This is a genomic window from Faecalibacterium sp. BIOML-A4 (genome assembly GCF_009679665.1).
Taxonomy (GTDB): domain Bacteria; phylum Bacillota; class Clostridia; order Oscillospirales; family Ruminococcaceae; genus Faecalibacterium; species Faecalibacterium taiwanense.
Genome location: NZ_WKZG01000015.1, coordinates 60,529 through 82,150 on the forward strand (window position 1 = coordinate 60,529; position 21,622 = coordinate 82,150).

Sequence of the window (21,622 nt, forward strand, 5' to 3'; positions counted from 1 at the left end):
GGTATTTTTATGGTTGAAGTTACCCGTGCGACCCGCGAAAAATCCAAGCTGCGCATTGCGCTGGCCGGTGTGTCCGGCGGCGGCAAAACGCTGGGTGCCCTGCTGCTGGCCTCCGGCCTGACCGGCGGCGATTTCTCAAAGGTCTGTCTCATCGATACTGAGCACCGGCGCGGCGAGCTGTACGCCAACCGCACAGATCTGGGCGTCGGCGAGTTCTGGTACATCGAGCTGAAAGCGCCCTACTCTCCGGAGCATTACAAGGAATGCGTGGACGCCGCCGTGAAGCAGGTCGGCCCGGACGGCGTGGTCATCGTGGACAGCCTTTCCCATGCATGGAGCAACGCGGGCGGCGTGCTGGAGATCAAGGCCGACATCGCTGCGAAACCCGGCAAGAACAGTTACACCGCGTGGGACGAGGCCGGACGTATCCAGAACGATTTCATCAACTATCTGCTGTCGGTCAACTGCCACACCATCTGCACCCTGCGGGTCAAGCAGGATTATGTCCTCACCGAGAACGACCGCGGCAAGCAGGTGCCGGTAAAAGTGGGCCTTGCTCCGGTGCAGCGGGACGATGTGGAGTATGAATTTGATATCATGTTCACCATCGGACGGGACCATATTGCCACCACCAGCAAGGATGTGACCTTTCTGGACGGCTTCGGGGCGGTCATCACCTCGGATCTGGGCAAACAGCTGGCCGAGTGGGCCAACGACGGCAAGGAGCCGACCCGCTGCCAGGAGTGCGGGCGGCTGGTATCGGCCACCAGCAAAATGACCATTGACCAGCTGGCCGATTACACCCGCAAGACCTACGGCAAGTGCCTGTGCGCGGCCTGCGCCGTCAAGCTCGAAAAAGCCCGCCGTGCCGCTGAAAAGGAAAAGGAGGCCGCCCATGCGCCCCAGTGATACCCGCACCCGCCAGAAAAAGGACCGGTTGCAGCAGGCCCGCAACGCCCGGGGCAAGGTCTGGCAGAATGACCTGCTGGACATCCTCTGCGGCATCCCCAAGGTCTGGTGCAGGGGCTGGCCTGCTGACTATTCCGGGCAGCCCTACGACATCGAGGCCACCATTGACGGCCGCAGCTGGGGCATCGAGTGCAAGCACATCGCCAAAGGCAGTCTGCCCTTCTCGGCCTTCCGCCCCAATGAGGTGGAGAATCTCTCCCGCAAGGAGGATGCCGGCGGCATTGCGGTGGTGGCGGTGCGCCGGGACAGCCCTGCCGTGGACTGCTACTTCCCGTGGTATTACATCCGCGACCGCATCGAGAGTGGCGAGCGCGGCAGCGTGAAGCTGGAAAACCTGCCCACCGACATCCTGAACGTTTTGGAGGTGGTGCACCCGTGATCTACACACTGGACGGCGAACTGCACCTGCAGGACGTGCCGACGCCGCTGCTGCACAAGCTTATCCGGGAGCTGACCGTGCCGAACCCCAAGTACACGAACGCCCTGCGGCTGGGCAGACCCACCTACAACATCCCGGAGACCGTGATGCTGTACGAGATCCGCGGCAACGCCCTCACCCTGCCGCGGGGTATGGCAGAGGAGGTCTGGCGGGAAAAGCCGGCCGGAACCACCGCCCGGGACAAGACCCTCAAAGGCGAGCCGCTGACCTTTGACACTTCCCGCTTCACCTTGCGGGGATATCAGCAGAAAGCCGTGAATGCGGCTCTCTCCTGCCAGTGGCATCAGGGGGTGCTGATCGCCCCCTGTGGCGCGGGAAAGACCGAGATCGGCATGGCGGTCATCGCTCATCTGGGCAGACCCGCGCTCTGGATCACCCACACGCTGGATCTGGCGCAGCAGGCCAAGGAGCGGGCGCAGCTGCGTCTGGGGCTGGATGAGCGGGAGGTTTCCATCATCTCCGGCGCACACAAGCGCTGCGGCACCAAGCTGACCATCGCCACCGTGCAGAGCCTGTACCGCATGGAGCTGGACGAGCTTGCCCGCACCGTGGGCGTGGTGATCGTGGACGAATGCCACCATGTGGTCAACAACCCGGAGCAGGCCAGCATGTTTGCGGCGGTGCTCAAATGCCTGCCCGCCCGCTGGCGCTTTGGCCTGACCGCCAGCGACACCCGCAGCGATGGCCTGAGCGAGACCATCTTTCAGGTGCTGGGCCCCCGCGTGGCGGTCATCGAACCGCAGCAGCTGGAACAGATCACCATCACGCCCCGGGTCGAAACGGTGCCCACCCGCTTCGTCTATACGCCCCGCGCCAATGAAAGCCCCATCGACTATGTGCGCCTGATGCGCTGCATGGCCACCGATGCCGACCGGATGCAGACGGTGGAAGGCGTCATCGACCGTGCCGTCACCGAGGGCAGCAGCTGGCTGGTGCTGGCAGCGTCCCTCGCCATTCTGGAACGGTTGCACGCCTACGCGCTCAGTCTGGGCCTTGCTGCCGAGTTTGTCTGCGGCGCAACCAAAAAAGCCGAGCGCACAGCTGCCCTCGCCCGCATGAAAGCCGGGCAGGCCCGTATCCTGTTCGCCACCTATCAGCTGGCAAAGGAAGGACTGGACATTCCCTGTCTGGACCGCCTTGTGCTGGCAACACCCACCCGCAACAAGGTCATCGTGCAGCAGAGCATCGGCCGCATCCAGCGCCCCGCACCCGGCAAGACCGAGGCCCTTGTGATCGACCTTGTGGACGAAAAGACCCCGCAGCTTCTGGTGCAGCACAAGCAGCGCCGGACGCTGTACAGGAAAATGAACATCACAGAAAAGGAGTAATTACCATGTCTGAACTGAACTATGCATCTGCCCTCGCCGCTCTGGACGGCGAATTTGAATCCGCCAGCGCCCAGACCGGCGGCAGCGGCGTGCCCGCAGGCCGCTACAACGCCATCCTGAAAGAGGCCAAGATCGTTGCCCGTACCGGCGGCGGCATTGCCCTGAGCGTGTCCTTCATCGTGACCGAGGGGCCGTACAAAGGCCGCTATGCCTTTACCAGCTACGGTCTGAGCAAGAACGGTCTGCCCTTCTTCAAGGGCTTTCTGCAGATGATCCAGCTGCCCCTCACCAAACTGAGCGAGCTGGAAAAAGCCCTGCCCCTGTTCCCGGGGCACATGTGCGTCATCGATGTGCGCCCCGACCGCAAGAACCCGCAGTACACCATGACCTATGTGGACCGGTATCTGGGCATGGGCAATGTGGCCGACTACCTCAAGCCCCCGGCACAGCCCGCTGCACAGGATGATCTCATCCCGGTGGACGAGCCGGATGATTTTCCTTTTAACTAACAGGAGGTGCGCATGCTCGAACAATTCCCGCAGGCTCTGAAAGAGAGCCGCCGCTGGGTCTGCTTCAATGCCGCCAAAACGCCCATCAACCCCGCCACCGGGCAGAATGCAAAGCCCAACGACCCCGCCACATGGGGCACGCTGGAAGCGGCACAGGCCGCAGTCTCCCGCTTTGGTCTGCGCGGCGTCGGGGTGCTTTTGGGCGATGGGCTGTGCGGCATCGACATCGACCATTGCCGGGACCCGGACACCGGTGTCCTCTCAGACATGGCCCGGGAGATCATCGACGGGATGCAGACCTACGCCGAGGAAAGCCCCAGCGGCACCGGTGTGCACCTGCTGTTCACCGGCCAAAAGCCGGCCGGTGCCGGCCGCAAAAGCAGCATCGGGCTGGAAATGTACGATGGCGGGCGGTACTTCACCGTCACCGGCAAAGCGCTGAACGATCTTGCCATCGAAGAACGCACCGCCCAGTGCGCCGCCGTGCACGCAAAGTATCTGGCAAAGCCGGAAGCGCCCTGGGTGCCTGCGCCTGCCGGCGTGTGGCAGAAGGTGGACCGCTCCGACGAAGAGCTGCTGCGCACCGCCTGCGCTGCCCGGGACGGTGAGCGCTTTGCTGCCCTGTATGCCGGAGACTGGCAGGCCTACTACAACAGCCACAGCGAAGCCGACCTCAGCTTCTGCAACCTGCTGGCCTTCTGGTTTGGTGCCGATGTGGAGCGCATGGATCATGTGTTCCGCACTTCCGGTCTCATGCGCCCCAAGTGGGATGAACGGCGCGGTGCCAAGACCTATGGCCGCTGGACGCTGGAACGGGCCGTCAGTGACTGTCAGGAGGTGTACACTCCCTCGCCGGAGCCGGACAAAACGCCCTTCGCCGATCAGGACGAAGCCCTCCGCGCCCTGAACGTCAAGTACGGTACGCAGTCGCCCGCCGCCGCACCCGCCCCCGGCGTCAAGACCTACTCGCTGGACGACACCGGCAACGCCCGCCGCTTCCGCGACCGGTACGCCGACCGGGTGCGGTACAACCCCACCGACAAATGCTGGATGGTGTGGGACGGCGCCCGCTGGAAGCGGGACGACCTTGCCACCATCAAGGGCCTTGCAGATGAGATGCTGGACCAGATGGACAAGGCCTGCTTCGGCATCCGGGATATCAATACCGCCGGGGCGCTGCGCCGCCATGTGCAGAAGAGCCGTTCCAGCCGCAGCAAGGAAGCCTTCCTGAAAGAAGCCCAGCACCTGCCCGGCATCCCCATGCTGCCGGAGCAGTTTGACCGGAACAAGGGCCTGCTGAACCTGCGCAACGGCATCCTGAACCTTGCCCGCCGGGAGCTTGTGCCCCACGACCGGGCCCGCTACATCACCCGCATGGCGCAGGTGGATTACGACCCGGCCGCCCAAGCCCCCGTGTGGGAGGCCTTCATCCAGTCCGTCACCGGCGGGGACGCCCAGCTGGCGGAGTACCTGCAGGTGATGGTGGGCTACTGCCTGTGCGGCTCCACCCGGGAGCAGTGCATGTTTTTCCTGTACGGCGACGGCGCCAACGGCAAAAGTACCTTCCTCGAAACGCTGGCAAAAATGCTGGGCGACTACTGCATGAACGCCCAGGCCGATACCATCGCCAGTACCCGCAGCCGCTCCTCCGGCGCGGCACGCAGCGATGTGGCCCGCCTGAAAGGTGCCCGCTTCGTCACGCTGGAAGAGGGCGATCAGGGCGCAACGCTGGACGAAGGCCTTGTGAAGCAGATGACCGGCGGCAACACCATCACCGCCCGCTTCCAGTATGGCAAGGAATTTGAGTTCCGGCCGGAGTTCAAACTGGTGGAAGCCACCAACCACCTGCCCAAGATCCACGGCACCGATGTAGGCATCTGGCGGCGCATCCGGCTGGTGCCCTTCACCCAGAGCATCCCGGAAGAAAAGCAGGACATCTTGCTGCCCCAGAAGCTGGAAGCTGAGCTGCCCGGCATCCTCAACTGGGCGCTGGACGGCCTGCAGAAATGGCTGGCCAACAGTCAGGGCGGCAGGCGGCACGGCCTGCCCGCCTGTGCCGCCGTGGACAGCGCCGTGAGCGCCTACAAGCAGGATCAGGACCGCATCGCGGCCTTTCTGGCCGACTGCACCGAGCCCGCCGAGGGCAGCACCGTGCAGGCCAGCGTGCTGTTCCGCACCTACCTGAACTGGTGCAGCGAGAACAACGAAAAATGGCGCATGGCCAACAAGCAGTTCGGCATGGAGGTGAAGAAGCACTACGAGATCCGCAAGGGCATGTACTACAACGAATATGTAGACATGGCCCTCTCGGACGAAGGAATGCGCTGTATGGCGCTTGGCCGCGGCACCGATCCATCTGTTGCACCAGCCAGAAGCCGTCCTCTCTATGAGCAGACCCGCCTGAAAAACTGAGCGTATGGAGGGTATGGAAGCAGGAAGGGCGTTTCCCAGACTTTTTACTGTATATTTTTTGTTACATCTAGGGAGTTTTCAAAAATAGCTTCCTATCCTCCATACCCTCCATAGAAAGGAGCAACCAATTTGACTTACGAAGAGAAAAAGGCATGGCTCTGGCGGTTCCGGACGGCCAAGCGGTTTGAGCTGCTCAAACTTGACGAGCTGGCCACGCTGCAGACCGACGCCACCCACACCACCCAGCGCTTTTCCCCTGTGCCGGGCGGCAGCGGCGACGGACAGGCTCTGCCCCGCAGTGTGGAACGCATCGACGAGGCCCGCCGGGCCGCTGAGGCGCAGTCTGCCGTGTGCGACACCATCCGGACCGAGATCATGGAGGTGTTCCGCCAGCTGGACGATGAGGTGGATTTTATGATCCTGTTCCGGCGGTACATCCTGCTGGAGGACTGGCCGGACATCGCGATCAACATCCGCATTTCCCGCAGTCAGATGTTCCAGCGCCACAGCGCGGCCATCAAAAGACTAGAGATCAAAAGTCCGGACTGAACCGGAGCGAACCGGACTTGATAATACTGTCAACCCCTGCTAAAATTTAAAATGCCGAAGCCCGCAGGAAAGACTTACTCCCTTCATCCCTGCGGGCTTTGTGCTGCCCGGCTGACACAGAGGATCACCTTTCCCGACCAACAGCCTGAATGTACCAGCCGGGCAATTCTTATTTTGCTATCCTGTGGCACCGTCAGGGTCTGCACCCCGGCGGGCTGCTATAGAATAGATACAGGTCATTGTAGCATCATCTTCAGTGCGTGGCAGCATACAGCCAAGCGGGTGCCTTACCATCCTGCCCAGTAAGCTGCTGTTGTGGGCAGCTGCGCACTGACCGCGAAATCCTGCCGTTCGGTTTTCCGGGCGGCTTTTTTGATACCCCGGGCCTGCAAAGCACCCCCGGGGTCTTTTTATACCCTGCCCATCCTGCAGATACCCCGCCCCTGAAAAAAGCCCCGGGGTGTGCCGGAAAGGCGCAGGGAGCATCCGGTCTGCACTGATGTGTGCGGGCTTTTCCCCATCAGAAGGAGGTGTGCAGCATGGGCAATCCGCGCTATGCCAACGGCCAGCTGCGGCGCAAGCACCGTGCGCGGCTGCGTGCAATGGGCTGCGAGTGCGGCATCTGTCATGGGCGTTTCGGGCCAATCCATTACGATGAGCCTTCTGATGCACAGCATCCTTTGTCCTTTGTGGTGGACGAGATCAAGCCTGTGTCCAAGTGGAGACAGTTCGGCTACCCGTCCGCGCGGGCCGCTGCGGAAGATTGGTCGAATCTACAGGCTGCACATTGGTTCTGCAATGCACAGAAAGGCAACAAAACCGCCGAAAACGGCCCAAAACAGGCTAAAATCGTGCGGATTCCGCACGTTTCAGACGGCAGCTGGTGAGGGTGGGGAGGGTACCCCTCCCTCGCCCTCGGCGACCCCCAGTGCCGTCAGCGCCGATTTACACACAGGGATAATTTGAAGGGGGTGTTTCTGGCCCATGGCGACCATGAAAAGTATCACGGCCAGGGGCACCCGGCTGGAGCAGCTCAAGCAGCTGGCCAAGGTGCTGGCTTCGGGCATTGATGCCTGCGAGGACTGCCGTGCCCTGCCCCAGCTGACCAAGCAGTACCGGGAGACCATCCGGGAAATTGAAGAAATCGAAGGAGCAGACAATGACACGGACGAGATCGGCGCGATCCTCGCGCAGCGAGATCATGATGGGAAGTCAGGAGCCGTCCGCACGTATCGCACCGGAGTATCCGGCGACTGACGGGGCGGACGCCGTGCGCATCCTGCGGGCAGGCGGCACGGTGCTGGATCCGTGGCAGAGCGACATTTTGGACGACTGGATGAGCCGCACCGTCTCCGGCAAATGGGCAGCGCCTACGGCAGGCGGCAGTGTCCCCCGCCAGAACGGCAAAAGCCTGCTGGTGCAGGGACGTTCCGAGGCTGGGATGCTGCTGTTCAATGAGACGGTCATTTACACCGCACATCTGCAGAAAACCGCCACAGAGACCTTTGAGGAAATGCGGGCCTTTTTTGAAAGCCCAAAGCTGCGCCGCCACGTGGCCGAGATCAAAACGGCGCTGGGCCGGGAGCAGATTATCCTGAAAAGCGGTGCCCGCATCAAGTTTCTGGCCCGCACCCGCAACGGCGGACGCGGCCAGCACGGCGACCTGCTGATCTTTGACGAGGCACAGGAGCTGGACGAGACCGCGCAGGGTTCTTTCCTGCCCGCCATTTCCGCCAGCCTGAACCCGCAGACCATCTACGTGGGCACGCCGCCCGGCCCCGACGCCGTGGGCACTGTGTTCCGCGCTCTGCGCAAGCGTGCGCTGGACGGCGAAGCGAAAAAGGCCGCATGGTTCGAGTTCTCGGTGCCGGAGATCGGCGACGTGAAGGATCCGGAACGCTGGGCCGCAGCAAACCCGGCCCTTGGTCGGCGCATCCAGTTCTCCACCATCGAGGGGGAAGCCGAACAGCTGGACCCGGACACCTTCGCCCGGGAGCGGCTGGGCTGGTGGAGTCCGGAGATCACGGAGCATCTGGATTACGCCATTGACCGCAAGGCATGGGAAGCCTGCGCCAGCGAGGACGAAAAGCCCGAAGGCAAGACCGCCTACGGTGTCAAGTTTTCTGCCGACGGCAGCACCGTGTGCCTGTGCGGCGCGGTGATCCCGAAGGAGAGCCCCGCGCGGGTCTCGCTGCTGGAAATGCGCCCGTCCGGTCAGGGCCTGACATGGCTGGCCGACTGGCTGAACGACCGGTACGGCAAAGCCAGCTGCGTGGTCATTGATGGCCGCAACGGCGTGGATGTGCTGGTGGAACGCATCAAGGATGTGTGGAGGGCAAAGAACTCAGTGATCCGGCCCGCCGCAAGGGACGTGATTGCTGCGGTCAGCGGCTTCACCAACGGCATCAGCGAGGGAACTCTGACATGGTATAAGCCCCAGACCGTGCTGAATGAAAGCGCCATCACCGCCGTCAAGCGGCCCATCGCGGGCGGCTTCGGCTTTGGCGGAGACAACAGCCTGCCGGTGGAAGCCTGTGCGCTGGCGCTCTGGGGTGCCAAGACCAGCCGCCGCGACCCCACCCGCAAAATGAAGATCGGCTGAAAGGAGAGCCATGCAGATTTTGAATTTTGGCCGTGTGCCAGGCCTGACAAAGGAAGAACAGCAGCAGCTTTCTGACCTTGCCGCCGCTTACAACTACCATCAGGGGCGCAATGCCACCAAAGATAAGTATTATGAGGGGCATATCACCCTGAACGATGTGAATCTCGGCATTGCTCTGCCGCAGGGGCTGCACAATCTGGAAGTAGGCTGCAGCTGGGGCCAGAAAGCCGTGGATGTGCTGGCAGCACGCTCCATGTTTGATGGCTTTGTGAGTACCGGCGGCAGTCTGGACAGCCTTGCAAAGCTAGTGGCAGACAACCGCTTTGTGGCGCAGTATGCCAAGGCTTGCCGGGATGAGCTGAAATACGGCTGCGTATTCGCCACCCTGTCCGCAGATGCATCCATCAGCTGCAGAGTGCGATTTCACTCCCCCGCCATGGCGTCAGCCCTCTGGAGCGGTGAGAAGGGCCGCATCGACTGCGGCCTTGCCATCATCGACACCGTGGAGGATGAGCATTTTGAAGGCGTCTGGCGTCCCACGCTGGTGTATTTCTACACCGATACCGACATTATCGTGCTGCGCAGCAACGGCAGTTTCTGGGCGGCGGAGCGCAAACCCCACAAGATGGGCCGTCCACTGATGGAGCCCATGATCTGGAACGCCACCAACTCCAAGCCCTTTGGCCGCAGCCGCCTGAAGCGCCCCATCCGGGCACTGATCGACGATTATGTGCGCACCGCCGCCAACGCGGCCATTGCGCTGGAGTTCGACACCACCCCTCAGAAATACGTTCTCGGTGTGACCGATGAGCAGTATGACGCCATTGTTTCCAACAAATTCAAAACCTACATGGGCGCTCTGATCGCGGCCACCTCCAACCCCGAGACCGGCGAAAACCCAGAGTTCGGCCAGCTGGCGCAGGGCAGTCTGACGCCCCATGTGGAAAAGATGCGGATGACCGCTACCCAGTTTGCAGCGGCCACTGGCCTGACCGTCACCGACGTGGGCGTGGTGAATGATGCCAACCCCACCAGCAGTGATGCCATCCTTGCCCAGAGCCAGACGCTGGTGCTGCTGGCCCAGCAGCTGAACACCGGCAACGGCGATGCCCTGCGCACCATTGCCTGCATGGCGCAGGCCGTGGCACGGGGCTGTGCGCTTTCCGACCTGACCGAAGAGGAGACCGGCATCATGGCGCACTTCAAAAATCCTGCCATGCCCAGCGTGGCCGTTACGGCGGATGCTGCCATCAAAATCGCATCTGCCCGGAAGGAGTTTGCCGGAACGGATACTTTTCTGGAAATGATCGGCTTCGATCAGGCGGATATCCGGCGCATCAAGGCACAGGAGCAACGGGCGCGCGGTCAGAAGCTGCTGATGGAGATGGAAAATGCAGATCTCAGCGAAAACGTGGAATGAGTACATCACCCGGCTGTCCCGGCTGAACCAGAAAGCCGGGCAGCTCATGCGGGACTACATAGACGCCCACGGCACCGCCGACACGGACGGCCTTGTGGCCTACGCCTACGGGCTGGTGACCAAGTACAGTGAAGGCAGCGCAGAGCTGGCCTGCCAGATGTATGAAGCACTGGCCGAGGCGCAGGGCGTGTATGTGCCCGCCGCAGAGCCTGCTGAGACCGCCAGTTACAGCGAGGTGGCCCGCATGGTGAGCGCTACCAAGGACCAGAACCCCGCCAACCTGCCAAACGGCGTCAGCCGCCTTGTCAAGCGTGCCGGTGCAGACACCACCCTGAAAAACGCCATCCGTGACGGTGCCGAATGGGCATGGGTGCCCCATGGTGACACCTGCCCCTTCTGTATCACGCTGGCGTCCAACGGCTGGCAGAAGGCCAGCCAGAAACTGCTGAAGGGCGGGCACGCGGAGCATATCCACGCCAACTGCGACTGTGAGTTTGCGGTGCGGTTCCGTTCCGGCACCACTGTGGCGGGGTACGATCCGGACAAGTATTACCGGCAGTATCGTGAGGCGGGCGGCGACATCAACAAAATGCGCCGCATTGATTACGCCGCCAACCGGGAGCGCATCAATGCACAAAAGAGGGCGGCGTATGCAGCGCAGGCATACCGCAAGGATCTGGGTGCAGCAAGTAAGATCACACTGACCCGCAGAACGGAAGCTGTTGAAATCTCTGTGAAGCAGGTCGAATCTTACAAAACGCCGGTTTTTGTTTCAGATAAAGCGTCTATCAAGCCCAAGGCGCTGCATGAGGTCAACCAGAACACAGAACACGCATTGACCGAATGGGGTGTGAGTATTGACCGCAAGCCTAAAATCGTGATCGTCAGTGATGATGAATTGCGCGGTGCAGTGGGCGTCTATGACCCCTGTGAGAATATCGTTTACTACGCTGAAAGCATCGGCAAGAAGGCAGTGCAGGAAGCATCCGGCGGTGCTGGTGCCGTTGAAGCTCATGAAATGTGGCACATGAAGCAGGCAGATGATTTCCGGCAATCCGGCTGGACGATCACCCGCGAAAATCGCGGGGAGTATCTCGATGTTCTGTGCAAAAAGTGCAAGGAACGCATTGACAAACTTGGCATTACGCGCGATAATGTAGGAGAAATCAGCAAATATGCTGCTGATATGTATTTAGGCGACCGCTTTGATGAAGTCGAGGCGGAATTTATGTCGTTAAGGAGGCGAACGTAACATGTGCATATTGGGTTATCCCCCGGAAATTCAAAAGTTAGTCGATACGTTTGATCCTTACCGTACAGCGATTCTTGAAAAAGACTTTTCTGCTGTTCCAGAGGAAGCGTTGAAAGCGTATCATAAATTTAAAAACTGGGCCTGGGAACAGGATCAGTAATTGAACCACGATGCACATGCACCGTGGTTTTCTTTTGCCCATTTTTAAGCACGATGCAGTTTTGCACCGTGCTTTTTTCATGCCGTTTTAGCTCATGTCGGAAGAGCGCCGGTCTCCAAAACCGGAAGCGGCAGGTTCGAGTCCTGCAAACGGTGCCATGCGGCGGGCGGCGCGTACCCCGCCCACGACCGAATACTGACAGAGAACAGTGTAAAAAACTGAGGTCTCACACACGAAAGGAGTTTCCACCATGAAGCGTGAAGACGTGAAGAACAAGATCCCCGGCATCACCGATGAACAGCTGAACTGGATCATGCAGGAGAACGGCGCAGACATCAACCGGGAGAAGTCTGCAGCCACCGCCCTGCAGACCCAGCTGGACAACGCAAACGCTCAGCTCAAGACCGCGCAGGACGGCCTGAAAGCCTTTGAAGGCGTGGATGTGGCAGGCCTGCAGGAACAGGTCACCAAGCTGAAGGCCGACATGAAGGCGCAGGCCGAGGGCTTTGCCTTTGACAACGCGCTGGACACTGCCATCCTGGGCAGGAAGGGCCGCAGCGTCAAGGCAGTGCGGGCTTTGCTGGATCTAGACGCCCTAAAGGGCTCTGCCGACCGCAGCACCGACATCGGCAAGGCGCTGGACGAGGCTGCCAAGGCGAACCCGTGGGCCTTTGGTGATGGCCAGCCCGGGTACCCTGACGTCAGGGATGGCGGAGACCCGCATCACACCCCCACCGGCTCTACCAGCGAGCAGTTTGCAGACTGGTTTGCGCAGGTGACCAAGTAACAAAGGAGTATTTTTATGGCGACTGATATCAACCGTACCACCTCTATTGCCCTGCCCGGCGAGGTATCCAGCGAGATCCTGCAGAAAACGCAGGAAAGCTCCGCTGTCATGTCTCTGGCCCAGCCGATCAAGCTGCCGGGTCTGGGCGTGACCATTCCCGTTATCACCGGCGACCCGGAAGCCGCATGGGTGGCGGAGACCGCAAAGAAGCCGGTCAAGCGCGGCACACTGGACACCAAGATCATGCAGCCCTACACGCTGGCTGTGATCGTGCCCTTCTCCAACCAGTTCCGCCGCGATGTGCCCGCACTGTACAAGCAGCTGGTGAGCCGTCTGCCGCTGGCTCTGGCACAGAAATTCGACGCTACTGTGTTCGGCGGCGTCACCGCGCCCGGTTCCAACTTTGACACTCTGAAGAGCTGCACCGCGCAGGAGATCGGAACCGACGCCTATGCCGGTCTGGTGGCTGCAGATGCAGACATCGCCGACCACAACGGCATCCTGAACGGCTGGGTGCTGTCCCCCAAGGGCAAGGCGCTGCTGCTGAATGCTGTGGACGCCAACAAGCGCCCGCTGTTCATCAACAGCGTGGCCGAGGGCGCTGTGCCTATGATCCTTGGCTCCCGCACCCTGCAGAGCAAGGGCGCTTACCTCTCCGGCACCCCCAATGTGGTTGGCTTTGCCGGTGACTGGACGCAGGCAATGTACGGCACTGTGGAGGGCGTGCAGATTGCCATCGCAGATCAGGCAACGCTGCAGGATGGCGAGACCACCATTAACCTGTTCCAGCAGAACATGTTTGCCGTGCGTGCCGAGATCGAGGTGGGTTTCCGCTGCGACACCACCGTGTTCAACAAGCTGACCAAGGCGGCGGGCTGATGGTGAAGTTCATCAATCAGCTGACCGGCACGGTCATGTACGTGGCTGAGGAGCGCGCGGCAGAGTATGCTGCCGCAGGCCATAAGCAGGTAGCGCGGGATCCTCCCGCAGCCGCTGCGGCTGAAAAGCCCAAAACCGTTCGCAAGGCCAAAGCGAAGTGAGGTGCCGCCATGCTTTATGCTGAAGTGCAGGACGTGGAAGCAGGTTTTCGCGCCTTGTCCCGAGACGAACAGACACAGTGCGCTGCCCTGCTGAGCGAAGCCGCCGTGATCATCGACAGCTACAACCCGGATGCAGGCGAAGACGCCAAGCGGGTGGTCTCCTGCCGGATGGTGCGCCGGCAGCTGGGCGAGAGCGACAGCGAGGGCGGCGTATCCTTTCCCGTGGGCTCCACGCAGGGCACCGCCACGGCGCTGGGTTACAGCCAGAGCTGGACCATGAGCGGAGGCTCTGCCGGTGAGCTGTATCTTTCCAAGCTGGAAAAGAAGCTGCTGGGCGTCGGCAGCCGCATCGGTGCCCGCAGCCCTCTGGAGGACTTATGCTGAAAGGAATCGACATCACCCTCTATTCCAAGACCCAGACCGGCGAGGATCGCTTCCACGACCCCATTTATGAGGAAACGCCTGTCACCGTGCACAATGTGCTGGTGGGTGAACCCTCTGCCGAGGAGATCACCACCGAACTGCAGCTCACCGGCCGGCGACTGGCCTATACGCTGGCCATCCCCAAGGGCGACACCCACGACTGGGCGGACGCAAAGGTGGAGTTCTTCGGTCAGACCTTCCGCACCTGCGGCGGTGTTGTGCAGGGCATCGAGAGCATGATCCCGCTGCGATGGAACAAGAAGGTGCAGGTGGTGCAGTTTGAGTAAGGTGAAGATCGAGCTGAACAGCCCCGGCATCCGGGCGCTACTGCGCTGCCCTGAAATGCAGGCGGTACTGAAAGACCGTGCCGACACCGTGAAGGACCGTTGCGGCGATGGCTACGAATCCTATGTGGCCCCCACCCGCGCCGTGGCTGTTGTGGAGACCGCTTCCCGCAAGGCCTATGACGACAACTCGGCCAACAACACCCTGTTGAAAGCCGTCTCCGGCAGCCGCAGCGGCGCAACAGTGCATGAACACAAGCGCCGCCTGAAAGATGGGCGTGTCATCACAGTGAGGAGCTACCAGAGAAAGAAATGATCGAAGAAGTCATCTTGAACTACCTGCGGGAAAATGCCTTTTCCTGCTACATGTCCATGCCGGAGAAGCCCTCCGGCAATTTTTGTATCCTCGAAAAGACCGGTGACAGCCCGGACGAAGGCATTTACACGGCCATGCTGGCGGTGCAGTCCTACGGCAGCAGCGATTTTTCTGCCGCTCAGCTGAGCCATTTTGTGGTGCAGGCTATGCTGGACGCCGACACTCTGCCGGAAATCGTCTCCTGCGACCTTGTCACTGAGTACAATTTCCCGGATACCACCCGCAAACGGCCAAGATATCAGGCCGTCTTTTCTATTACACATTACTGACGAAAGGAAGTATCTCTATGGATGCAAAAAATGTAAGCGCCGCAAAGCCCAAGGTGGGCGGTGCCGTCTGGCGCGCACCTCTGGGCACCCCGCTGCCCACGGATGCAAAGTCCAAACTGAACGAAGCCTTTGAATCGCTGGGCTACATTTCCAGTGACGGCCTGACCAACTCGAACTCTCCCAGCAGCGAGAACACCACGGCATGGGGCGGTGATACCGTGCTGACCCAGCAGACCGAAAAGCCGGACACCTTCGCCTACACCCTGCTGGAAGCCCTGAACCCGGCGGTGCTCAAGTCTGTCTACGGCGATAAGAACGTTGCCGGCACGCTGGAGACCGGCATCACGGTCAAGGCCAACAGCGACGAACAGCAGGACTGCAGCTGGGTCGTGGACATGGTAATGAAGAACAACGTGCTCAAGCGCATCGTGATCCCGGATGCGGCAGTGTCTGCCGTGGGCGATATCGTCTATTCCAACGGTGCGGTGGGCTACAGCACCACCATCACCGCGGTGCCGGACACCGAGGGTAACACCCACTACGAGTACATTCTGGGCGGCACTGCCGCCACCCAGTCTGCCGCCGAGAGCACCGCAGACAATAAGGAGGTAAAGGCATGATTGCAAAAACGGAATCCGGTTTTGAGATCGAGCTGGACGATGAAGCCATGAACGATGTGGAGCTGGTGGAGGCCATCGTGGAAATGGACACGGACGGTACCAAGCTGTTCTATGTGGCGGACCGCCTGCTTGGCAAGGAAGGCAAGAAGAAGCTCTACGACCACCTGCGTGACGCCAAGGGCCGCGTGCCGGTGGCTGCCTTTGGTGCAGCGATCGGTGAACTGATCCGCAGCTTTTCCGCAGGAAAAAACTCTGCATCCTCTCCGAACTGATCGCATCGGACGAGGACGCGCTGATCTGCGATTTTGCGCAGTATTACCACGTTCTGGACTGGCGCAGCCTGCCGCCGCGTCTGGCGGCCACCCTTGCTGCAGGTCTGCCGGAGAGCAGCCGCAGTATGCTGCGGCTGGCCGGGCAGCGGGTGCCTATAGAAGATCAGCTGCAGGCATCTGCTGCCGACACGCTGAACCGCATCGAGTGGTGGCTGCTGGGCAAGCCCGGCAGGCCGCCCAAGTCTATTCTGGAAGCTCTGACCGGCACGGGCTCCGGCAGCGACACGGAGGATGTGCAGAGCTTTGCCAGCCCGGAAGAATTTGAAGCGGCCATTGCTGCGCTGAAAGGAGGTTGATGGAGATGCCGGACAAAATCGAGATGGCAAAAGCCTATGTGCAGATCGTGCCGTCGGCAGATGGCATCCGGGCTGCACTGACTGACGTTTTTGACGAAGAAACGGACGGCTTAGGCGCAAAGGTTGGCCAGAGCATTGGTGCCCAGCTGGTCGGCACTATCAAAAAAGTGCTTGCCGCCGCTGGCATCGGCAAAATCATCAAGGATTCCATCGACATGGGCGGTGCCCTGCAGCAGAGCATCGGCGGCATCGAGACGCTGTTCAAGGACAGTGCCGATACCGTCAAGCAGTATGCCGCACAGGCGTACCAGACCGTGGGCCTCTCCGCCAACGACTACATGGAGCAGACCACCAGCTTTGCGGCCAGCCTGCTTTCCAGCGTGAGCAAGGATACCAATGCCGCCGCCCAGCTTGCCAACATGGCCATGGTGGATATGGCCGACAACGCCAACAAAATGGGCACGGATATGCAGGATATCCAGAATGCCTATCAGGGCTTTGCCAAGCAGAACTATACCATGCTGGATAACCTCAAGCTGGGCTATGGCGGCACGCAGGCCGAGATGCAGCGTCTGCTGATCGATGCCGAGAAGATCTCCGGCGTCCATTATGATCTGGGCAATCTGGCCGACATGTACAGCGCCATCCATGTGATTCAGCGGGAGATGGACATTACCGGCACAACGGCGAGAGAAGCTGCAACGACCCTGACCGGCAGCTTTGCGGCTATGAAGGCAGCGGCGCAGAACGTGTTGGGCAATTGGAGCACCGGCGCAGACCTGACGGCACCCCTGCAGGCACTGACGGACACGGCCCGGACCTACCTTGTGGGCAACCTGCTGCCCATGATCGGCAACGTGCTGCAGGGCATCCCGCAGGTCATTTACGGCCTTGTGCCCGAAGTGGTGCAGACCGGCACTGAGCTTCTCGGCTCTCTGGCGCAGGGCTTCACACAAGGCATCCCGGATTTTCTGGCGAATGCTCTGCCGCAGCTGCTTTCCTTTACGGAAAACCTGCGGGAAAATGCCGGGGAGTTCGTGAACGCCGGTCTGGACATGATCACCCAGCTGGCCAACGGCCTGATCGCGGGCCTGCCAGATCTCATCGCCTATGTGCCGGATATCATCATCAATATCTGCGGCATCATTAACGACAATATGCCGAAGCTCCTTGCAGAGGGCGTCTCACTGGTGGTGCAGCTGGGCGTGGGTATCGTAAAGGCTGTGCCCGACCTGCTGGCCAACTGGAAGAAGATCCTGCAGGCGGTGCTTTCGGTCATTTCTGCAGTGAATTGGCTGAACATCGGCAAGAACATCCTCACCGGCGTGGCAAGCGGCGTCAGGAGCATGGGCTCTTCCATGCTGGCTGCATTCAAGGGCGGTTTTTCCAGCGCCCTGGCATGGATCAAGAGCCTGCCCTCGCAGGCGGTTCAGTGGGGCAAGAATCTGATTCAGAGCTTCATCAACGGCCTGACCGGCAAGGGTAAAGTGGCGGATATCGCTACCGCAGCTACTGCCGGTTTTACCATCGCCGATGTTGCCAGCCGTGACGAACTGGCCGACTGGACCTCCGCCAACACCAGCCTTGCCGACAGCGCCCAGACCGTGGCGGATATCGCTATCCCGGCCTATACCAAGTCCGGCAATGCGGCAGCCGCCGCAGGGAAAGCAGCGGGCACAGCCGCAAAGGCCGCCGCATCGGTGGTCAACTCTTACTCTGACACGGTGACCGAGGTGCTGGGCAAAGTGACCCGCACCACCCAGACCGTAAACGAGGAGCTTTCCAACGGAAAGAAGCAGCAGACCCAGACCATCACCGAGACCAGCCGTCAGCTGGTGAACGGTGTGCTGAAGGACATCAAGACTGTCACCGAGATTGACGCGATGGGCAAGACGACCGTCAAACAGACCATGGAAACGGTGCGGGAGATGGCCAATTCGGTCACATCGACCTTTGACACAGTGGTAAATGGCATTGCTACCAGCACCAAAACCATCAAGGAAACACTGACCGACGGCACCGAGACCACCAAAAAGGTGATCACCGAGACCTTCAATAAGGTGGTGGACGGTGCCCTTGTGGTGGTCGAGCGAGTCAAGAACATTGCCGCCGACGGCACCGAACAGGTGGCCGAGACCATCAAGAAGGCCAGTGCCGACAGTTTTTCTGGCCTTGTAAAGGGCTGGCAGGGCGAGGCCGACAAGGGCGTGCTGGGCACTTTTGGCACCTTGTACAAAGCTGTGAAGAGTCAGGACTGGCTCAGCGTCGGGCAGTGGGTCCTTTCCACCCTGTACAACGGTCTTGCACCGGAGACCAAGCTGCTGATCGATGACTTCGGCAAGAATCTGATCCAGCAGGTCAACGGTTTTCTGGGCGAGGGCATCAGCCAGCTGGCCAATGGCGCGTGGGACCTCGGCACCCAGATCTTCGACGGCCTGACTGGCGGCTTTGGAGATGTGGTCAGCCAGTTCTCCGGCCTGGGCAGCACACTGCTGGACATTTTCGGCGGTCTGCAGGGGCCGCTGAGCGCGGCGGCTCTCGCCATCAGCAAGGGCCTGCAGGGCGGTCTGATCTCTGCATTCCCGGAGATCCTTGCTTCGCTGGGCGGCCTGATCGGTGCCATCGGCGGCGCGTTCGTGGCAATGCTGCAATCCATCGGCATGGCGCTGCTGCCGACCGGATTCGGGACCCCGAAGGGCCTGCTGATGATCGCAGCGGGTGTTGCTCTGGTGGCTGCGATCGCGGCCATCGTTGCATCGCTCGGCGGTGCCTTCAAGAAAAAGAGCACACCCGGCACGGGCAGCTCTTCCAGCAGCGCCGCAGGCAGCACCGTCACCGAGGCTTCCAGCAGCCTGTGGGACTACGAGAAGAAAGCTCCGCTGCCCCAGCGCACTCAGCGGCCCAATATCGAAGTGAACCAGTACATCTACAGCAAGGCGCAGACGGCGGCGGACCTGATGCGCGAAGCACAGTATGAGCAGGAAAGGGCGGTGCTGCAGGGTGTTTGACGCTGTTTTTACCTCCAGCACCGGACAGAGCTTTGCCTTTGGCTACAAGGCCAGCGTGCTGTGGAGCTGTGACCCGCTGGGCGACCTGCCCGTGGATCTGGAAACCAGTCAGGGTTATCAGCAGGTGGGTGCTCCTGTGGAGAGCCGCAGCATTTCCGGCGTCACCCGCACCATCACCGGGCGTATCCTGCGCAATGTCGATTACTGCAAGCGTCAGCTGCGGGACGTGTTTGCGCCGGGCGTGACCGGGCGTTTCACCGTGGCCGGGAAATACTGGTGTGACGCCGAGGTGCAGCGCTGTCCGGCCATCAGTGCGGCGCTGCTCTGGCCCACTTTCAGCTTTCAGCTGTACTGCCCCAACCCCTATTGGCACAGTGTAGAGGAAACGCTGGCCGCGACCATCAGGGTGACACCTGTGTTCCGCCTGCCGGTGTGCTACGACGCGCACCAGTTCGGCATCCGGGAGCAGGCCGATTATATCCGCATCGTCAACAGTGGTCTGGATACCCAGAACTTTCGGCTTTCACTGTCGGCCAGAGGGCCCGTGGTCAACCCCGGCGTCCTTAACCCGGAAACGGGCGAATACCTGCGCTTTGTTACGACCCTGCAGGACGGCGACGAGCTGCAGGTCTACCGCGAAAACGACCTGCTGCGGGTCCAGCAGCTCATTGACGGCAAAGCCTACGACGTGCTCTCCATCCTTGACGGAAGCAGTACCCTTTGGACGGTGTATCACGGTACGCAGGCATGGCAGCGCACCGCAGAATCCGGCGACGGCTGGCTTTTCCTGACGCTGACCATGCACGCAGCGTATTCCACCATCATCACGGAGGGTTCCAATGGCTGAGATCATTTCTGCACTGACAGCATCCGGGCACAAGAGCATCTGCGTCTATGATATCCGGCTCAATCTGCTGGGCCGCATTGAAAGCTGGGTCTCGCTGGTCTGGCCGGAACGCTACAACGTCTATAGTGACACCCAGGGTGCACAGCTGGAGCTGCACGACACGACCGCTTTGCAGGCGCTGTGCCGCCCGGACCGGTATCTTTGGCTGGTGGGCAGCGATCGGCTCATGCGCATCGTGTCGGCCCAGAAATCCGACCACAAGCTGGTGATCGCCGCAAAAGACGCCGCCTGCATTCTGGATGAACGCGGTCACACGGACACCCTAAGCAATTTTGCCGCAGAGGAAACGTTGCGAAGTCTGGTATCCAGTGCTGCTGCGTGGCCCTGCCTTGAACTGGGCGATGCTGCAGGACTGACGGACACCTACAGCGGCGAGGTCAAGCCCGGCAGCCTGCTGAAGCTGGTCGAACAGGTGTGTCAGGAGCTGGACATCGGCTTCCGGGTGCGGTTCGATCAGCCGGAAGCGAAACTGCTGTTTGAGCTGTTCCGGCCAAAACTCGACCCGAACGCCCGGTATGCGCCGCAGTACGGCAACCTGACCGACCTGACCTATACCGAGAGCATCACGGACTATAAAAATGTGTGCGTGGTCGTTGGCGCGGAAGGTACCGCCACCGTGGGTGCAGCGGAGAACACCGGCTCTGCCCGGCGGGAGCTGATCGTGGATGCTACCAGCAAAAAGAAGGAAGGCGGCCAGTCTCAGGCGGACTATCTTGCCGCCCTGCGCGCACAGGGCGAGCAGGAGCTTGCCAAACATACCCGGCTGGAAAACTTCCGCTTCACCCCCACCGGAAGAATCACAGTGGGCATGGTGGTGGAGGCCAGCCTGCCCGGAACGGACATTCAGGCCGCTGCCCGCATTACCTCTGTGACCCTGAGCTCCCAAAAGGGTAAAAACTCGGTCAGCACAGAGATCGGCACCCCGATCATCAGGAGGAAACAATGAGCATTATCACATATCCGCTGAACGGCGTGGTTTACAGCGCCGAGGACGTGGCCACCTACCTGTGCACCCGCACATCCGGCGTCTACTCCAAAGAGACCAACTTTGCTGTCAGTATCACCGGTACACGGCAGATCACCGTTGCGCCCGGCCTTGCATGGATCAATTACGACGACTTTAAAGGCGTATCTGTGTGCAGTCGGGAAGAGAACGTCTTGACCGTCCCCGAAGCAGACAACATCCTCAACCGCGTGGATCGCGTCGTGTTGCAGTTTGACACCTCGGAGAATATCGCGGCGATCAAGCTCAAGACCGGCACGCCTGCCGTGGCCGCACAGCCGCCCGATATCCTGCAGAACCATAATCAGTACGAGCTGGGCCTGTGCACCATTTCGGTGCCCGCAGGCTCCACCGCTGTCACCGCCGCCGACATCACCGACACCCGCGCGGACGAGACCGTCTGCGGCGTGATGCGGGACGGCGTGACGGGGATTCCCACCGCCCAGCTGCAGACGCAGGCAAAGGCCATGCTGGACAGCCTGCAGGCCGAGGTGGACAGCAGGAGCTTTTACACCCGTGCCGAGGTGGACGCACTGCTGAAAAGCGTGAATCCTTTTCCCGTGGGCAGCATCTACCAGAGCACCGACCCCACCAGCCCTGCCGCCCTGTTTGGCGGCACATGGGAGCAGATCGCATC

General features: G+C 60.9%; 26 protein-coding genes and 1 tRNA gene. All 27 read left to right on the forward strand.

Annotation, left to right across the window (positions count from 1 at the left end; translation table 11 throughout):
* Positions 1–9: 9 nt before the first annotated feature.
* Positions 10–909 (forward strand): AAA family ATPase, encoded by a 900-nt coding sequence (locus GKG34_RS10915; RefSeq protein ID WP_005941813.1) that lies wholly within the window; start codon positions 10–12, stop codon positions 907–909.
* Positions 896–1,348 carry a hypothetical protein gene (locus tag GKG34_RS10920; protein ID WP_005941815.1) on the forward strand — a complete coding sequence of 151 codons (453 nt, stop codon included), beginning with the start codon at positions 896–898 and terminating at the stop codon, positions 1,346–1,348. Before GKG34_RS10915 ends, GKG34_RS10920 begins: the two co-directional genes overlap by 14 nt.
* Entirely contained in the window at positions 1,345–2,736 is a 1,392-nt protein-coding gene (locus tag GKG34_RS10925; protein WP_005941818.1) for a DEAD/DEAH box helicase, read from the forward strand. Before GKG34_RS10920 ends, GKG34_RS10925 begins: the two co-directional genes overlap by 4 nt.
* Before the next feature lie 5 nt (positions 2,737–2,741).
* Positions 2,742–3,245: a hypothetical protein gene (locus tag GKG34_RS10930; protein WP_005941821.1), complete on the forward strand. Its 504-nt coding sequence runs from the start codon at positions 2,742–2,744 to the stop codon at positions 3,243–3,245.
* A 12-nt stretch (positions 3,246–3,257) separates the two neighbouring features.
* Positions 3,258–5,657 carry a phage/plasmid primase, P4 family gene (locus tag GKG34_RS10935; RefSeq protein ID WP_154256210.1) on the forward strand — a complete coding sequence of 800 codons (2,400 nt, stop codon included), beginning with the start codon at positions 3,258–3,260 and terminating at the stop codon, positions 5,655–5,657.
* Between the two features lie 129 nt (positions 5,658–5,786).
* Positions 5,787–6,206: a hypothetical protein gene (locus GKG34_RS10940; RefSeq protein ID WP_154256211.1), complete on the forward strand. Its 420-nt coding sequence runs from the start codon at positions 5,787–5,789 to the stop codon at positions 6,204–6,206.
* Between the two features lie 539 nt (positions 6,207–6,745).
* The gene (locus GKG34_RS10945; RefSeq protein ID WP_005941833.1) at positions 6,746–7,093 is read left to right on the forward strand and encodes an HNH endonuclease signature motif containing protein; all 348 of its coding nucleotides are present in this window, start codon (positions 6,746–6,748) and stop codon (positions 7,091–7,093) included.
* 97 nt (positions 7,094–7,190) lie between these two features.
* On the forward strand, positions 7,191–7,463 hold the full coding sequence (locus GKG34_RS10950) for a hypothetical protein (protein ID WP_005941836.1): 273 nt from the start codon (positions 7,191–7,193) through the stop codon (positions 7,461–7,463).
* Positions 7,408–8,808, forward strand: coding sequence for a terminase large subunit (locus tag GKG34_RS10955; protein WP_173015250.1), 1,401 nt, complete (start codon positions 7,408–7,410; stop codon positions 8,806–8,808). The genes GKG34_RS10950 and GKG34_RS10955 overlap by 56 nt, the downstream gene beginning before the upstream one ends.
* Before the next feature lie 10 nt (positions 8,809–8,818).
* Positions 8,819–10,228 (forward strand): phage portal protein, encoded by a 1,410-nt coding sequence (locus GKG34_RS10960; protein WP_154256213.1) that lies wholly within the window; start codon positions 8,819–8,821, stop codon positions 10,226–10,228.
* The gene (locus tag GKG34_RS10965; protein ID WP_154256214.1) at positions 10,200–11,480 is read left to right on the forward strand and encodes a hypothetical protein; all 1,281 of its coding nucleotides are present in this window, start codon (positions 10,200–10,202) and stop codon (positions 11,478–11,480) included. The genes GKG34_RS10960 and GKG34_RS10965 overlap by 29 nt, the downstream gene beginning before the upstream one ends.
* Before the next feature lies 1 nt (position 11,481).
* The gene (locus GKG34_RS10970; RefSeq protein WP_154256215.1) at positions 11,482–11,640 is read left to right on the forward strand and encodes a hypothetical protein; all 159 of its coding nucleotides are present in this window, start codon (positions 11,482–11,484) and stop codon (positions 11,638–11,640) included.
* Positions 11,641–11,721: 81 nt separating this feature from the next.
* Positions 11,722–11,798: transfer RNA gene (locus GKG34_RS10975), tRNA-Trp, on the forward strand.
* A 92-nt stretch (positions 11,799–11,890) separates the two neighbouring features.
* Entirely contained in the window at positions 11,891–12,427 is a 537-nt protein-coding gene (locus tag GKG34_RS10980) for a phage scaffolding protein (protein ID WP_154256216.1), read from the forward strand.
* 15 nt (positions 12,428–12,442) lie between these two features.
* The gene (locus tag GKG34_RS10985; protein ID WP_005939198.1) at positions 12,443–13,306 is read left to right on the forward strand and encodes a phage major capsid protein; all 864 of its coding nucleotides are present in this window, start codon (positions 12,443–12,445) and stop codon (positions 13,304–13,306) included.
* A complete protein-coding gene (locus tag GKG34_RS10990; RefSeq protein ID WP_005939201.1) occupies positions 13,306–13,467 on the forward strand; it encodes a hypothetical protein in 162 nt (53 codons plus the stop codon). Before GKG34_RS10985 ends, GKG34_RS10990 begins: the two co-directional genes overlap by 1 nt.
* 9 nt (positions 13,468–13,476) lie before the next feature.
* The gene (locus tag GKG34_RS10995; protein ID WP_005939203.1) at positions 13,477–13,851 is read left to right on the forward strand and encodes a hypothetical protein; all 375 of its coding nucleotides are present in this window, start codon (positions 13,477–13,479) and stop codon (positions 13,849–13,851) included.
* Positions 13,845–14,177, forward strand: coding sequence for a hypothetical protein (locus tag GKG34_RS11000; protein WP_005939207.1), 333 nt, complete (start codon positions 13,845–13,847; stop codon positions 14,175–14,177). The genes GKG34_RS10995 and GKG34_RS11000 overlap by 7 nt, the downstream gene beginning before the upstream one ends.
* The gene (locus tag GKG34_RS11005; RefSeq protein WP_005939209.1) at positions 14,170–14,490 is read left to right on the forward strand and encodes a hypothetical protein; all 321 of its coding nucleotides are present in this window, start codon (positions 14,170–14,172) and stop codon (positions 14,488–14,490) included. Before GKG34_RS11000 ends, GKG34_RS11005 begins: the two co-directional genes overlap by 8 nt.
* Positions 14,487–14,819: a hypothetical protein gene (locus tag GKG34_RS11010; protein ID WP_005939211.1), complete on the forward strand. Its 333-nt coding sequence runs from the start codon at positions 14,487–14,489 to the stop codon at positions 14,817–14,819. Before GKG34_RS11005 ends, GKG34_RS11010 begins: the two co-directional genes overlap by 4 nt.
* A gap of 17 nt (positions 14,820–14,836) precedes the next feature.
* Complete coding sequence (locus GKG34_RS11015; protein ID WP_005939214.1) at positions 14,837–15,439, forward strand: hypothetical protein; 603 nt, start codon at positions 14,837–14,839, stop codon at positions 15,437–15,439.
* Entirely contained in the window at positions 15,436–15,711 is a 276-nt protein-coding gene (locus GKG34_RS11020) for a hypothetical protein (RefSeq protein ID WP_005939218.1), read from the forward strand. The genes GKG34_RS11015 and GKG34_RS11020 overlap by 4 nt, the downstream gene beginning before the upstream one ends.
* Before the next feature lie 125 nt (positions 15,712–15,836).
* The gene (locus tag GKG34_RS15905; protein WP_005939220.1) at positions 15,837–16,067 is read left to right on the forward strand and encodes a hypothetical protein; all 231 of its coding nucleotides are present in this window, start codon (positions 15,837–15,839) and stop codon (positions 16,065–16,067) included.
* Positions 16,068–16,072: 5 nt separating this feature from the next.
* Positions 16,073–19,075 carry a hypothetical protein gene (locus GKG34_RS11030; RefSeq protein ID WP_154256217.1) on the forward strand — a complete coding sequence of 1,001 codons (3,003 nt, stop codon included), beginning with the start codon at positions 16,073–16,075 and terminating at the stop codon, positions 19,073–19,075.
* Positions 19,068–19,922, forward strand: coding sequence for a phage tail domain-containing protein (locus GKG34_RS11035; protein WP_173015251.1), 855 nt, complete (start codon positions 19,068–19,070; stop codon positions 19,920–19,922). Before GKG34_RS11030 ends, GKG34_RS11035 begins: the two co-directional genes overlap by 8 nt.
* Positions 19,915–20,928 (forward strand): hypothetical protein, encoded by a 1,014-nt coding sequence (locus tag GKG34_RS11040; RefSeq protein ID WP_154256219.1) that lies wholly within the window; start codon positions 19,915–19,917, stop codon positions 20,926–20,928. The genes GKG34_RS11035 and GKG34_RS11040 overlap by 8 nt, the downstream gene beginning before the upstream one ends.
* Positions 20,925–21,622: hypothetical protein (locus tag GKG34_RS11045; RefSeq protein WP_347563457.1), on the forward strand; the 698-nt coding region annotated here is incomplete at its 3' end. The genes GKG34_RS11040 and GKG34_RS11045, both read left to right, overlap by 4 nt.

Excerpts from the sequence above, each read along its gene's own strand:
- GKG34_RS10915 (WP_005941813.1), top strand. The coding sequence starts at position 10 with ATGGTTGAAGTTACCCGTGCGACCCGCGAAAAATCCAAGCTGCGCATT.
- GKG34_RS11040 (WP_154256219.1), top strand. The coding sequence starts at position 19,915 with ATGGCTGAGATCATTTCTGCACTGACAGCATCCGGGCACAAGAGCATC.
- GKG34_RS11015 (WP_005939214.1), top strand. The coding sequence starts at position 14,837 with ATGGATGCAAAAAATGTAAGCGCCGCAAAGCCCAAGGTGGGCGGTGCC.
- GKG34_RS10950 (WP_005941836.1), top strand. The coding sequence starts at position 7,191 with ATGGCGACCATGAAAAGTATCACGGCCAGGGGCACCCGGCTGGAGCAG.
- GKG34_RS11010 (WP_005939211.1), top strand. The coding sequence starts at position 14,487 with ATGATCGAAGAAGTCATCTTGAACTACCTGCGGGAAAATGCCTTTTCC.
- GKG34_RS10960 (WP_154256213.1), top strand. The coding sequence starts at position 8,819 with ATGCAGATTTTGAATTTTGGCCGTGTGCCAGGCCTGACAAAGGAAGAA.
- GKG34_RS11020 (WP_005939218.1), top strand. The coding sequence starts at position 15,436 with ATGATTGCAAAAACGGAATCCGGTTTTGAGATCGAGCTGGACGATGAA.
- GKG34_RS10930 (WP_005941821.1), top strand. The coding sequence starts at position 2,742 with ATGTCTGAACTGAACTATGCATCTGCCCTCGCCGCTCTGGACGGCGAA.
- GKG34_RS10970 (WP_154256215.1), top strand. The coding sequence starts at position 11,482 with ATGTGCATATTGGGTTATCCCCCGGAAATTCAAAAGTTAGTCGATACG.
- GKG34_RS10965 (WP_154256214.1), top strand. The coding sequence starts at position 10,200 with ATGCAGATCTCAGCGAAAACGTGGAATGAGTACATCACCCGGCTGTCC.
- GKG34_RS11030 (WP_154256217.1), top strand. The coding sequence starts at position 16,073 with ATGCCGGACAAAATCGAGATGGCAAAAGCCTATGTGCAGATCGTGCCG.
- GKG34_RS10990 (WP_005939201.1), top strand. The coding sequence starts at position 13,306 with ATGGTGAAGTTCATCAATCAGCTGACCGGCACGGTCATGTACGTGGCT.
- GKG34_RS11000 (WP_005939207.1), top strand. The coding sequence starts at position 13,845 with ATGCTGAAAGGAATCGACATCACCCTCTATTCCAAGACCCAGACCGGC.
- GKG34_RS10995 (WP_005939203.1), top strand. The coding sequence starts at position 13,477 with ATGCTTTATGCTGAAGTGCAGGACGTGGAAGCAGGTTTTCGCGCCTTG.
- GKG34_RS10920 (WP_005941815.1), top strand. The coding sequence starts at position 896 with ATGCGCCCCAGTGATACCCGCACCCGCCAGAAAAAGGACCGGTTGCAG.
- GKG34_RS15905 (WP_005939220.1), top strand. The coding sequence starts at position 15,837 with ATGCTGCGGCTGGCCGGGCAGCGGGTGCCTATAGAAGATCAGCTGCAG.
- GKG34_RS10945 (WP_005941833.1), top strand. The coding sequence starts at position 6,746 with ATGGGCAATCCGCGCTATGCCAACGGCCAGCTGCGGCGCAAGCACCGT.
- GKG34_RS10985 (WP_005939198.1), top strand. The coding sequence starts at position 12,443 with ATGGCGACTGATATCAACCGTACCACCTCTATTGCCCTGCCCGGCGAG.
- GKG34_RS10955 (WP_173015250.1), top strand. The coding sequence starts at position 7,408 with ATGATGGGAAGTCAGGAGCCGTCCGCACGTATCGCACCGGAGTATCCG.
- GKG34_RS10935 (WP_154256210.1), top strand. The coding sequence starts at position 3,258 with ATGCTCGAACAATTCCCGCAGGCTCTGAAAGAGAGCCGCCGCTGGGTC.
- GKG34_RS10980 (WP_154256216.1), top strand. The coding sequence starts at position 11,891 with ATGAAGCGTGAAGACGTGAAGAACAAGATCCCCGGCATCACCGATGAA.